This is a genomic window from Nonomuraea sp. NPDC026600, from assembly GCF_040638335.1.
Classification (GTDB): domain Bacteria; phylum Actinomycetota; class Actinomycetes; order Streptosporangiales; family Streptosporangiaceae; genus Nonomuraea.
This window is the reverse complement of sequence record NZ_JBEZYD010000052.1, coordinates 1-13,355: the sequence shown is the minus strand read 5'-3', so window position 1 is coordinate 13,355 and position 13,355 is coordinate 1. Positions and strand designations below refer to the sequence as shown.

Below are 13,355 nucleotides of genomic sequence, written 5' to 3'. Positions count from 1 at the left end.
ACGCGCCTCTGTACCGCGCTCGGACTACTACGAGACCTCCGCCCCATCCAACGGCCATCAGCCGACGACGGACCTGCCCTGCGACGTCCTGGCTGGAGCGTCGTGAGGGCGACCGCCAGGCTGACTGACGAAGACGATCTGATCCTCTTTCGATGGTGGAAACATCAACCCATCGCCGTCAGGGTGTCACGCAACCGGCGTAGGTCCATCATGCGGGCCTCGTACGTCGCCCCGACCACCACGAGTAGCAACCCGCCCAAGGCGATCGGCACCCAGCGCGGCACCGTGAGGAGCATCTCCGACACGTACGGGGCCAGTTCCCGCACCGCGACCCCGGCGACCACGACGGCTCCGACCGCCGTCGGCGCCTGGAGCCGGAACCGGACCCCAGCGAACAGCACCGCCAGCGCCAGCACGCCGAGCGCCAGTGACCGCCGCCATTCCGTGTCCGAGTAGACCGCCACCAGGCTGGGCAGCATCGTGAAGGACAGGCCCGCACCATAGGCCACCCAGGACGAAACCGGTGCGCCGCGCCGTCGCCACCAGCCGGATCCCAGCAGGACCAGCGAGCACGGCACCGTGTACGCCTCGACGACGGTGACCTCGTCCGCCCCCAACCGCAGCCACGAGGCCAGCAACAGCAGGGCGGCACCGGTGTACCTGAGGCCGTTCACGCCGCCTCGGCCGGCCGAGCCCGCCCACAGCGACATGAGAAGCACCAGCACCCCCGCCACGGCGAATCCCACGCTCGCCGCGACCAGTACGCGCAGTCCCAGCGAGAACCCCACCGCCACCGCCTCCAGCCCGAGGAACAGCGCGGCGAAGCCCAGCCCCCAGACCCGGAGCTCCTTCAGCCTGGCCACCAGAGCCACGGCGGCGGCCATCGCCAGGATCGGCAGCACGATCAGCGTCGCCGACTCGCTGCCGAACGCGTACGCCGCCGCGTGAAGCGAGGCCGGACCGGCGACGAGCGCGCATGCCACCGCCCACCAGGGCGTCCGGCCCAGTGTGGCGGCCACCCCCAGCGCGACGGCCAGCACCGCCTGCACCGCCACCGCGGCCGGGTAGGGCATCGCGAGGGCTTGGGTGGAGACCGCGACCATGAGCGCCCCGGACACCAGCGCGCCGGACGCCGCGGCCTTCCTCGGCCGCCCGCCGGTGCCGCGCACGGCCGCCGCCAGGAGCCCGGCCGCTACCGTGCCCAGCACCACCACGTCCGCCGGCGACGCCATCTCGAACGGCTGCCACTGCCGTCCGTTCCACGTGCCTGTCCAGAGCACGTCCAGCCAGGCGAACGGTGCCGTCAGGGTGGCCAGGAGCCGAGGCAGCAGCGTCAGAGTGGTCAGCAGCGCCACCAGCCCACCGGTGGCCATGCCCGCCAGCCGTACCCTCCGCCAGGGCAGCCAGGCGGCAGCGAGCACCACCGCGAGCGCGGGGACGAGGTAGGCCAGGGCATGCCAGTCCGCGCCCAGGCCGTCCAGCGCCGGCTGCGCCGACGCGGCCGGCACGGCGATCAGCGTGAGCGCGGTTCCGACGGAAACGGCAGAGGCCCAAATCTCTCTCTCAGCCTTGCCCGGCCTGGCCAGCAGCCATGTCACGAACCCGCCGAGCAGAGCCAGCGCGACCAGCGGCGCCGACCTGACCAGGGCCTGACCGACGGATGGGGACCCCAGCGCGTACGGCGCGCCGCCCAGCAGGGCGAGGGTTGCGACCCCGCTGCCGGCCAGGGCGGACGTCACCCTCACCGTTCCCCGGCCGTAGCGGACCAGGGCGGCGTCCAGCGCCGCCGTGACCACCAGCATGGACACCAGCCAGGTCGCCGACAAGTCGCCGGCCAGCAGTGGCAGGACCGGCTGCGCCAGCACCACGGCGACCGGAGCAGGTCCGCGAAGCCGGGTGACCCGGGCATAGAACACGAGGATGAGCGCTGTGAGCCCGAACACCCCCGCCGTGTAGTGCAACGCGTCGAGGGCGTCGACGCCGAGGAATCCCACCCGCCTGGCCGCGTAGCCGTCGAGCAGCAGCAGCGCGACCGCGAACCCGGCCACGGTCTCGGCCGTCGCGGTGAGCTTGCGCCGGATCAGCAGGACCGGCGCCAGCATGACCAGCGCGGTGAACGCGGCCAGCACGGCCGCGCGCCCGCCGATGCCCAGCCACCCCCAGCTCACCACGGTGAACACCACCGCCGCCACCGTCAGCAGCAGGCCGCCGAGGATGAGCAGGACATTCTTCGCGACGCCCGGGGAAACCTCCCCCGACGGGGCACCGGGCCCCGTAGCTCCGAGCCCGGCCGCCGCTCCCGGGTACGGCGGCAGCGCGCCCGCATCAGGAGACGCCGCACCCGCGGGCCCCTGACCCACGGCATCCGCGCCTGCCGCCCCCTGACCCGCCGCGCCCGCGCGCAGGACGCCGAGCAGTTCCGTACGGCGGGCCCGCAGCCGCGCCTGCTGATCCCCCAGCCCGGCGAGAGCCCGGTCCACCTGCCAGAGCTCGTGCGCGGCGGGCCCCTGCAGAGGCAGCGCGCACCTCGGGCACTCCGGCTCCTGGGGCCCGGTTCCGGATAACATCGCCCCGCAGTCCGGACATCTCATACTTCCAACTCCGTTTTAGCCTGTCGAGATGACCCAGATATCACCACGACGTCCTTGCTAATCACTATCACCGGGATCACGAGCGACAGCCCGGCGATGTAGGGGAGCAACGTTCGAGACGTGGCCACCGAACCGGACACGTTGGGCAAGCCCCGGTCCGCCTGGCCCGGTAGGAGAAGTCCCAGCCGCCGATGTGCGTACTTCTCACTTACGCGGCTGCTTCTGGTCGCACATGATGGACTTGAACTCATCGATGGCTAGATCTCCTGCGCGATAAGGAAGGCATCATGCCCCCTGCCATCGTCGGACACGACGGCCCCCTAGCCGACCGCCACTTCCCTCTCGGTGACATGCCGACCACCTTCGGCCGCAGGCAAGACTGCAGCGTGGTGCTCTCCAGCGAACGAGCTTCGCGCCGCCACGCCGAGATACGCCACGAGGCAGGGCGTTACATCCTGTACGACCTGGGAAGCCGCAACGGAACGCTGGTCAACGGCAGACACGTCACCTCACAGGTGCTCCAACCGGGCGACCTGATCACGATCGGCGACGAGCAGTTCCGTTTCCTGCCCTCCGATGACGTCGCGACGATCTACGGCGCAGCCTCGCTGCCGCAGGCGAGCGGACCCGCCCCATCGGTCAATGCGGGGCCGGTACTCCGGGTGACCGTCTCCGGCGGTGGGCCCGTCGGGCTGAGCTTCGCGCTCCTCCTGGAGCACCTCATGGGATCACGGGTCGTCGTAACTGTTTATGACGGCCGCTGGACCCAGGACGGTTCTCAGGTCGTGTGGAAAGGGCAGGATCAGGGCAATGTACGGCGTCAGCAGGTCGTCACGGTTCAGAGCCGCCAATACCTGAATCTCCCCGGCCCGGTGCAGGCTCGGCTGTTCAGGTCCGGGACGTACTCCGAGATGTGGCCGCCCGGCCCCGACTCCATCCGAGGGCAAGCCCCGCGCAACCTCCGCATCGCCTACATCGAGGACACGCTCCTGGAGATGGCCGGCGAGAAGTCCGACCGCATCCGGCTCGTCCCCATCCGCTTCGATCCCGACGAGCATGGCGACAGCGCGAAGCAGGATCATGTCCTCGCCATCTGCGAGGGTGGCCGTTCGCGCACGCGGGAGCACTTCACCGGCAAGTTCGGCACCGCCGACAGCTCGATCTACTCCCTGAACGGCAAGCACCTGCAGGATGTCGTGCTGGGCTTACGCGTCAAGTCCGACCTTCCTGACGCCATGTCGGTCCTGCTGACCGTGGCCCAGAACCGTTACCTGCTCAACGCCCTGGGCGGCGAGGGTTTCCTCAACATGCGACTCACCGACGATGAGGCCCAGGAGGTCATCGGCATCGATCCCGTCCGTCGCGTGTTCGAGGAGTGTGTCGCCGCCAACCCGTGCATGATGGGCCGTACCGATGACGGAGACTTCCACTGCTCCACTCACGGCACCTTGTTCCTGCCCGCCCTGATCAAAGGGTCCGCCCTGTGGCGGCGGGTGCAGGAAGGGCTGGCGATGTTCGGCGTGGCCGAGCACAACCTCAGCGCCGTCACCGCCTTCCGGCTCGACATGGTGCAGCGGCCGCGCTTCACCGCGCGCCTGCACGCCCCTACGTCCACCGCTCCAGGCACCTACGGCTTCCTGCTCGGCGACGCCGCCAACGCCATCCACTTCTGGCCGGGTCGTGGGCTCAACAGCGGGCTGGCCTCGGTCATCTCTCTGGCCCGGTCGCTCAGCCAGGCCTGGCGCGGGCGACCCTTCCGCGACGCGGACTTCATCCGCCACGAGGCGGCCATGGCGATGCTCCAGTACCGGCACAAGAGCCGTGCCTGGCAGGCGATGGTCACCACCGACGAGGACGGCGTCACCTGTGCCATCAAGGACAACATCGCCAGAGGCTGCGCCGGCCCGCAGGGCGCTCCGAGTTCCGACGCGCAGGTCGCGGCGGACATCGACACGCTGATGAACCGGCTCGGGATCGTCCGGGGCCGTCTGTCACAGCGCGTCTCCGGCCTGCCTGACGACGCCGCCCTGCGTGCCCACCTCGGCCGGCTGTCGGCTGAGACTCTGCGCATCCTGGTCATCAGCGACGCGTGGGACACAGTGGTCATGGGCGGTGAAGAGGTCGATATCGACATCTTCTACCGCGAGGAGCCCGCGTCCGCTTCGGATGGAAAACCCGTGTGGGCTCCACGACTCGCCAGCGAGCGCGAGCAGCACACCAGGCTGATCTCCAGGCCGACAAGCCGATCGCCACAGCCAACGGCACAGACCCCCCGGTAGACATCGCCTCAGGTCAGATCATTGCTTCTCGCGAAGGCTCCACCTCCGTCCCGAGCTGGATAGGCTCCGGGCCATGGCCTCGATTGACGTGACCCGGTGAGCGCCACCCGTCTGCTGGTCATCGGAGCCGATGCGGCAGGGATGAGTGCGGCGCACCAGGCGATCCGGGCGGCCGGCACCAAGCTGACTGTGACCGCGCTGGAGGCGACCGGCGATACGTCGTACTCCGCCTGCGGCATCCCTTACTGGGTCGCCGGAGACGTGTCCAGTGGCAGCGCCCTGGTGGCCCGCACCGCGGAGGAGCACCGGGCAGCCGGGATCGACCTGCGGCTCGGCGCCACCGCGACCGGGATCGACCGGCAGGCCGGCACCGTCACCTACCAGGATGCCGACGGTGAGCAGGTGCTGGGCTACGACGAGCTGGTGATCGCGACCGGTGCGTCGGCCGTGGTGCCGGACTGGGCCGTCGACCCCAGCACAGGGCAACGCTATGCCGGCGTCGCGCCGGTCAAAACGCTCACCGACGGCGCTGCCTGGTTGGACCTGCTCATGAGACCGCCCAAGGGAAGTGGCCGGGTGGTTGTCGCCGGTGGCGGCTACATCGGCGTCGAGATGGCCGAGGCCGCCAGGAGGCGTGGCTACGAGGTCACCGTGATCACCCGGACTCGGGTGATGAGTTCCCTGGACCCGGACCTGTCCGCCCGAATCGAGGAGGGGATGCACGAGGCGGGAGTCCGGGTCGTGGTCGGCTCACCGGTCGTGCGGCTGGACGTGGCGGACGGACGAGTGCGTGGCGTGTACACAGCAGAAGGCGAACGCCATCCGGCGGACCTGGTCGTGCTGGCGCTGGGGATCACACCGAACACCGGATACCTTGACCTCGACAAGTTGCCGAGCGGCCCGAATGGCGGTTTGCGACCCGAGCCGGACGGGAGCCTGGCCGACGGGATCTGGGCCGCCGGTGATTGCTGCGAGACCCGGCATCGGCTCACCGGTACGTGGACCTACATGCCGCTCGGCACTCATGCCAACAAACAGGGCCGGATCGTCGGCACCAACCTCGTCACACCGGGCGCGCTGCGGTTCGGCGGCGTGCTGGGCACCGCGATCACCCGATTCTCTGAGGGCCCGACCTACTTGGAGATCGCCCGCACCGGTCTGAACGAGCGTGAGGCCGCCGCCGCCGGCATCGAGGTGACCTCCCTGGTCACCGAAGGCAGCACGGCCAGCGGCTACATGAGCGAGGCCGACCCGATCGCGGTGAAGTTGCTGGCAGCGCCGTCGGATCACCGGCTGATGGGCGCGCAGATCGTTGGCGGGCGTGGCGCGGGCAAACGTATCGACACCGTTGCCACCGCGTTGTGGCACGGCGCGACCGTTGACGACTTGGCCTGGTCTGACTTGTCCTACGCGCCGCCGTTCGCCACCGCGTGGGACATCGTACAGGTCGCGGCCCGGCGGCTGGCCGACCGGCTGTAAGCCACTGGAGCGCGGACTCTTGCCTGGCAAGTCGCGCTCCCGCGGCCGGTGAAGCGGTGTATTGCCAGGCAAGTTATCCGATCTTGGTCAGATGACGCGGACCTGGAACTGGTCCCCGTCCAGGACCCGGGATTTGTAGTAGAAGGAGCTCAGGTCGGATCCGCCGCCGGCGTTGTCCGCCAAGGAAATCATGCAGACGCTGTAGCCGCCGGAGTCGCTGGGGGCGCGGATCGACAGCCACGACGCGCCGCAGTCGTATCCGCCCCCGGTGTTCCAATCGATGAACATAATGTTTCGGCCGTAGGGCTGGGAGTACGCGCCGTTGTAGGTGGACTTGAAGGGGTACTCGTCGCAGGACCAGACTCCCGGAGTCGTGGGTTTGGGGTACCCCGGCGGGCATGCCGTGTTGTAGTTGTTGTCGATGATGGTCTGGTTCTGGGTCCTGGTCAGGATGTTCGTCATTTTGAAGTAGTTGATGGCGTACTGGAGGTGGCGGGCATACGACGGATAGCGATACGACAGGACGTCGTGCACCGGGCGGACCGAGTCGTAGACGCAGCCCTCGGGGTAACCGGGCAGCGCGTCGTCGCAGCGATGCACGGCCGGCGCCGTGATCGAGGCGTTCGTCGTCGGGTTGACCCAAGCCGAGTTGGCGAACCAGTACCTCATCCCACCGTGTGCGTTCCACTTGTAGCCGCTGAGCGGGCTGGTGAAGTACGTGGTGGCCGAGTGGATGCGGCCCGGAAGCGCTGACCCGCCGACCAGCCCGCTTCTGGACACCGTGCAACTGGCGAGGCATTCCGGCTCGGCGTAGACGAAGGAGTCGAGCACCGCCGGGATCGCCGGGCCGGCGACGGAGTTGGCCTGGTAGTGCCACGACTGGCCCCAGCTCAGCGAACTGTAGTCGAGGGTCGTCAGGCTTGAGACGGTGAACTGTATCGAGCCGATGACGGCCCCGTTGGGCACCGTGATGATGAGCAGGATGCCGTCCTCGATCACGCATGCGGCCGTCCGGCTCAGCGTGGGGCTCCCGCCACAGATGTCGGCGGCGATCCCGGCGCCGGTCTTGACCGCGTCGGCTTTCCTCGCCTGCTTGCGGATACAGGTGGCGGTCCCGGACTTCCCGGTCGCGGCGAGCTTGGCCGCGTGCTGTTTGAGGTCGGCGCCGCACTCCTGTGCGACGCCGGGTTCCGGTGCGGGCTTGTCCGGTTCCGCCGTCACCGGAGTGGCAGGGACGAGCAGGGCTAACAGTCCTAAAGCGACGCTCGCGATCCCCGCTTTCCATCTGGCCATGGGTACTCCCTTCGTGGAAGAGCGTTGGGCGAAGGAGATCATCAGCCTCTGGACAGGCTCTGGATCTTCACTGAACATCGCCACTACACTGTGGCCGTGCTTGTCATCCAGGTGCTTGGCCGCCTGCGGGTGTGGCACGATGATCGCGAGGTCGATGCCGGGCCGCCCGCCCGCCGCCTGATGCTGGGGGTCCTGGCGCTCAACGCCGGGCGGCTGACCACCCGCCGGGAGCTGATCGAGTCGCTGTGGGGCGAACGGCCGCCGTCAAGCGCGGTCAACATGCTGCACACCTACACCAAACACCTGCGCCGCCTGCTCGACCCGAGGCACAACCCAGGCGACCAGGGCGGCGTGCTCTCCACCGTCGGCGACGGCTACCTGCTCCGCCTGCCGGAGGGCGCCCTCGACCTGCTGCGCTTCCGGCGTACGGTGGCAGCCGCGCAGCAGGCCGGAAGCGACGGCGCCCCGGCGCGAGCGGCCGCGCTCTTCCGCGAGGCGCTGCGGCTGTGGGAGGGCGACGATCCCCTGTGCGACGTGCCGGCGCTGGAGGGCCACCCCAAGGTGTGGGGCCTCAAGGCTGAGCGCCGCCGCGCGCAGCTGTCCTACTGGGGCCTGATGCTGCGGGCGGGCAACGCCGCGGAGGTCATCGCCGCGCTGGCGGTGCAGGGCACGGCGAACCCGCTCGACGAGGCGGTGCAGGCCACGCTGATCTGCGCGTACCAGGCGACGGGCCAGCGGACGATCGCCTTCGAGCGGTACGAGGCCACCCGCCGCGTGCTGGCCGAGGAGTTGGGCGTGGAGCCGAGCGGGGAGCTCGAACGGGCGCACCGGCAGCTGCTTGAGAAGCGGGAAAGCCGTGGTGTGCCAAGGATTCCGCGGCAGCTCCCGGCGCTGGTGCCGGACTTCACCGGACGCGCCGACGAGCTGGCCCTGCTCGACGCCGCGAACACCCGCCGCCCACCGGGGATCGCGGTCGTCTGCGGCACCGCGGGCGTGGGCAAGACGGCGCTCGCCGTCCACTGGGGTCACCACAACCGCGAGCTGTTCCCCGACGGGCGCATCTACCTCGACCTGCGCGGCGACGACGCCGAACACGCGCTGCCCCCGCACGAGGCGCTGGGCCGCCTGCTGACCGCCGTCGGCGTGTCCGATCAGGACATTCCGGCCGACACCCAGTCACGGGCCGCGCGCTGGCGCACCGAGACCGACGGCCGCAGGCTGCTTGTGCTGCTTGACAACGCGGCCACGGCCGAGCAGGTACGTCCGCTGCTGCCCGGCACCCACGACACCCTCATGGTGATCACCAGCCGGGACAGGCTGGCCACCCTGGTCGCCCTGCACGGCGCGCACCGCATCGAACTGGACCTGCTGCCCCGCACCGACGCCGTCCACCTGCTGCGCCGGCTGCTGGGCGAGCGGGCGGGCGCCGATCCCGACAGCGTCGACTCGCTTGCCACCATCTGCGCTCGCCTGCCGCTGGCGCTGCGCCTGGCCGCCGAGTACGCCGGGGCGCAGGCGCACCTGCCGCTGGCCGGCGTGGTGACGCGGCTGCACCGGGCCGGACCGCTGGATCTGCTCGACCCGGGCGGCGGGGCGGCGATCCGGCACGTCTTCGGCTGCTCGTACCGGCTGCTCGACGCCGAGGCGCAGCGCCTGTTCCGGTTGCTGAGCCTGAACCCGGCGCCGCACTCCACGCTGGCCTGCGTGGCGGCGCTGTCGGACGTCGACGAGATCGGCGCGGCCCGGCTTCTGCACCGGCTCGCCTCGGCGCACCTGCTGCGATGCGATGCCTTGGGGCGCTACGGGTTTCACGACCTTCTGCGTGCGTACGCCGCCGAAATGAGCCTTGCCATGGACGGCGAGGCCGAGCGGCAGGCGGCCACGGACAGGCTGCTGGAGCACTTCTGCGGGACCGCCGTCGAGGCGAGCAACACCCTCTACCCCGGGTGGAGCGGGAGCTGGCGGCACGCCGGGCTCGCCCTCAAGCCCAGCGGCGTCGCCCTCTCGCCGGGCGAGGCACTGTCGTGGTTGGACAGTGAGCTGGCATCGTTCGGCATGATCTGCCAGTTCGCGGTCAGGCAGGGACGGCCGGAGCGGGCGGTCACCCTTGCCGCCGCGTTACACCGCTACCTGGAGGCGGGGCACGGCACCGAGGCCCTGTCGATCTACGAGTGCGCCGTCGAGGCCGCGCGGAGGATAGGAGACTTGGAGGGCGAGGCGCATCTGCGGACCAACTCCGGGGTCATCCTGCGGCTGCTCGGCCGGTACGCTTCGGCCGTCGAGGAACTCAGCGAGGCGCTGGAGTTGTGCCGGCGCACCGCCAACCGCCACGGCCAGGCCCGCTCGCTGTCCAATCTGGGCATCATCGAGGAACGCCTCGGCGAGTTCGCCTCCTCGGCCGCCCGGCACAGCGAGGCCATCGCGCTCTACCGCGAGATCGACGACCCCTTCGGCCAGGCGGCGGCGCTGACCAACCTGGGCAACCTCGAGGAGTCGATCGGCGAGCACACCGACGCGGCGCAACGCTTCCTGGCCGCGCACGACATCTTCGCCACGCTCGGCGAGCGTGCCGGGCAGGCCATCGCCCTGTCCAACCTCGGCCAGATCTACAGCTCGCTGGGCGAGGACACGCTTGCCGTCGCGAAACTGCGCGAGGCGCTGAGCCTGTTCCGCGAGATCGAGCACCGTGACGGGGAAGCGACCGCGCTGAGCAACCTCGGCACCGCCCTGTGCCGTCAGACGAAATTCGACGAGTCCCTGTGGCACTTGGAGCAGGCGCTCGAGATCTTCCAGTCGACCAAGCACAGGTACGGTGAGGCGAGTGTCCTCAACGCGATCGGTGAGGCGTTGCGCACCATGGGCCGTGACGGCGAGGCGGCGCAGCGGCACCGGCTGGCGCTGGCGATCGCCGCCGAGACCGGCGACGAGGACGAGCGCGGGCGTGCCGCCGCCGCACTCGAAAGCCTCGGCTGAGGACCGCAAGGTGTGAGAGGGCGGTTGCGGCGTGACCGGACGAGGCCCGCACGATCACGCTCCGGGTCGCGGTGCCGGGCTGTGAGTGGGTTGTCAGATGAGGAGATCGTCGTGCTGCTCGGCCTGTCCCGGCATGCCCGGATGCCTTCTTAATCCAGCTGCTGGCTGAGACCGGCATTTTTCTCCGGGTGCGAACCCTAGTAGCTAGGCGAGTGCTGGGGGCAGGCCGTAGCCGCTGACGGCCAGGTACGTCTCCGGCGTCGCCGCTTCGAGGAGTCCCTCGTCGCCTTCCAAGTCGAGTTGTGGCTCCTGGGGACGGCCCAGCAGATCACTCCAGTCGCTTGTCGCTCCCCGCTCGTAGGCGTCGCGGAGCCGGGGGCGTAGCTGGGGGCGGGCTTCCTCCTGCTGCTCGCGGAAGATCCGCCGCTGGGTGAGTCGCTGTTCTTCCTGAGCGTCGTCGCTGAGTTCCTGGTCATCGGCCAGTTGGTCCTCGGCGCGCAGCCCCGGGGTGCGCTGGGCGATGGCGAGGTCTTCCTCGTGGAGGCGCTCGCAGGCGGCGAACAGCTTCCGAGACATGCCGAGGTTAACCTCGGTTCCGGTGATGCGGCAGGTGAGGAAGTCGTCGAGGCCCATGGAACGGATACGGGCGCGCAGGGCGTACCGCTCGATGTGGCGCGCTGCTCCTCGGGCATCGGCCCGCATCGCACGGGTGAGGTCGTCGCCTTCCAGGGGCGTGATCAGCCCGGAACGCCGATGACGGGACGCGCGGTCGGCGGGAACGAGCACGGTGCGCAGTTGCGAGGCGGGAGCGGAGCGCAGCGCCAGGTAGGTGAGCATTTGGGCGCGGGCCGCGCCGATGAGCGCGTCGTCGCTGTCGCCGAGATTGTCTTCGAGGCTGCCCAGGCCGACCGCTGACTCGTCGATATCGAATCCGGCCGGGGTGCGCGGCGGCTGTCCGGGGTGCAGGTCGTGGTCGATGGTGAGGAAGAGATCGTCTCCGGGCCTCGCGCACGCTCCGATCAGGACGGTGCGGTGGGTGTACGAGCCGAGGATCTTGCTGCCGGCGGCCAGTTGCGCCCACCCCTTGCGGAGGGTGCCGAGGCCCACGTCGCCCCCCTTAGCCTCGATCAGCCAGTACAGGCCCTCTGTCTGGTGCCGCCCCCATAGGTCGGGCAGTTTCTCCTTCGGATCCCTGAACGTGTTGCGCAGGGCGCGGATCGGCCCACCAAGTTCGAGGTGCTCGGTCTGGCCGAGGCCCAGCAGTGAGCGGCAGGCCCACTCGGTCATCGTCATACCCAGTCGGTAGCCGGCTGCGTTCTTCGCGCTGCGCTCGGTGCCGTACGCGTACACCGGATTCAGGGTCAGACGCCAGCCCTTGGTGCCTCGTACGGGGTACTGAGGCATGACGGGGTGCATGCCGAGATAGGCGTACAGCGGCGCAACCCGGGCGACGAGTTCCCCGTGCGCATACCGCGGCTGATTCCGCAAGTGCGGCGTGACGTCGCGACCGACCTCAACGGCGGCCTTGATGATCTCCCGCCAGGTGGTCGTCGAAACGTACCAGCCGTCGATCGCCGGAAACCCGCCCGACCGCGCCCACAACTCGTGCTTGGCCGTCCGCCACTGCCTCGTGGGCTTCCTCGCAGGTCCGTTACGGAAAAGGACCGGTACGTCGAAGCTGTCGGCGTAGATGAGCGGTGGCTCGTCGGGGATGTGTGCGGGGATCATGCAGATCACTCTGGCACGGTTGGATCGCTTCCGGCACCGGGTATGAGGTTGCCGGACGGTTCCCAGTGAGAGCCATTCGCTTGGCCCACGCCGGAGTACAAGCTGGTGATGGTCGAGGCCTACGACGCGGCGACCGAGCCGGGGAGCCAAGGACGCACTACTACGACGCGAGGGGCTCTATCACTCCCACATCATCGAATGGCGCGAGGCCTGCCGACGCAGGCGCACTGAACGCGCTGGCGGCCAAGCCGTCCGGCCCGAAGACGGCCAAGAACGAAGCCGAGAAGGAGAACGAACGGCTGCGGGCGCGGGCGGAGAAGGCCGAACGTGAGCTGGCCAAGACCAAGGCCGCGCTGGAGATTATGGAAAAGTCCCTGATAATGGCCCTACGGCACGCCCTGCGTGAGTACGAACACTTCTACAACCAGCACCGAGCCCCAACCGCCCCGCGGCGTCCCGCCCCGGGCCCAAACACCGCTCCAAGCGAATCACCGACCTGACCATACGCCGAAGAGGCTGGCTCGGCGGCGTCCTTCACGAGTACCCACATGCCACTTGACCTGCATGGAAGGAATTTCGGCAGGCGCAGTCTCGTCTGATACGCGGAGATCGGTGGCGAGGAACGAACTGCTGCCCATGAAGCTGAGGGCGCCAATGGCCGTGATGGCGGCGGTTTGCTACTCGATGGTGCTTTCGGCAGGTCGAGGCGGTGATGGGTTCGGTTGGATTCCGATGCTCACGAGTAGTTCTGCCGGGATGGGGCGGATGGTGCTGTAGTCGCGTTCGTCATTTTCAAGGGGCGAGGGTTTTCTCGCAGAACGTCGTACCTGGCGCAGTCCATTCCAGAGAGATCTCGCGCTGCTCTTGCCCGCGCTGCCGACTCGCGGTCGTTGCCGGTTTCGCTGCCGGGGCACACTGAACCTTTTTCACCCTCGTGACGGCGGTCCGCTGGTCACAGCATGATCGCGAGCTCGGCGTTCGCCTGACGAAGCAAAGAACCCCTGGTAGACGG

6 protein-coding genes are annotated in these 13,355 nt (G+C 69.3%); 3 read left to right on the top strand and 3 right to left on the bottom strand.

Annotated features, from left to right (window positions below; translation table 11 throughout):
* Positions 1-164: 164 nt before the first annotated feature.
* Complete coding sequence (locus AB0F17_RS59165; RefSeq protein WP_358043987.1) at positions 165-2,567, bottom strand: hypothetical protein; 2,403 nt, start codon at positions 2,565-2,567, stop codon at positions 165-167.
* Between the two features lie 311 nt (positions 2,568-2,878).
* Between AB0F17_RS59165 and AB0F17_RS59160 the strand changes: the two genes are divergently transcribed.
* The gene (locus AB0F17_RS59160; protein WP_358043984.1) at positions 2,879-4,870 is read left to right on the top strand and encodes an FHA domain-containing protein; all 1,992 of its coding nucleotides are present in this window, start codon (positions 2,879-2,881) and stop codon (positions 4,868-4,870) included.
* Between the two features lie 96 nt (positions 4,871-4,966).
* Positions 4,967-6,349, top strand: coding sequence for an FAD-dependent oxidoreductase (locus AB0F17_RS59155; RefSeq protein ID WP_358043981.1), 1,383 nt, complete (start codon positions 4,967-4,969; stop codon positions 6,347-6,349).
* An 87-nt stretch (positions 6,350-6,436) separates the two neighbouring features.
* Here AB0F17_RS59155 and AB0F17_RS59150 read toward each other — a convergent pair whose 3' ends face one another.
* Complete coding sequence (locus AB0F17_RS59150; protein WP_358043978.1) at positions 6,437-7,642, bottom strand: hypothetical protein; 1,206 nt, start codon at positions 7,640-7,642, stop codon at positions 6,437-6,439.
* Positions 7,643-7,738: 96 nt separating this feature from the next.
* Here AB0F17_RS59150 and AB0F17_RS59145 point away from each other — a divergent pair, with 96 nt between their 5' ends.
* Positions 7,739-10,615 (top strand): tetratricopeptide repeat protein, encoded by a 2,877-nt coding sequence (locus AB0F17_RS59145; RefSeq protein WP_358043976.1) that lies wholly within the window; start codon positions 7,739-7,741, stop codon positions 10,613-10,615.
* A gap of 204 nt (positions 10,616-10,819) precedes the next feature.
* Here AB0F17_RS59145 and AB0F17_RS59140 read toward each other — a convergent pair whose 3' ends face one another.
* A complete protein-coding gene (locus tag AB0F17_RS59140; RefSeq protein ID WP_358043973.1) occupies positions 10,820-12,343 on the bottom strand; it encodes a hypothetical protein in 1,524 nt (507 codons plus the stop codon).
* Between the last annotated feature and the right edge of the window lie 1,012 nt (positions 12,344-13,355).

Coding starts and splice junctions, on each gene's coding strand:
- AB0F17_RS59150 (WP_358043978.1), bottom strand. CDS start 7,642: ATGGCCAGATGGAAAGCGGGGATCGCGAGCGTCGCTTTAGGACTGTTA.
- AB0F17_RS59140 (WP_358043973.1), bottom strand. CDS start 12,343: ATGATCCCCGCACACATCCCCGACGAGCCACCGCTCATCTACGCCGAC.
- AB0F17_RS59165 (WP_358043987.1), bottom strand. CDS start 2,567: ATGTTATCCGGAACCGGGCCCCAGGAGCCGGAGTGCCCGAGGTGCGCG.
- AB0F17_RS59160 (WP_358043984.1), top strand. CDS start 2,879: ATGCCCCCTGCCATCGTCGGACACGACGGCCCCCTAGCCGACCGCCAC.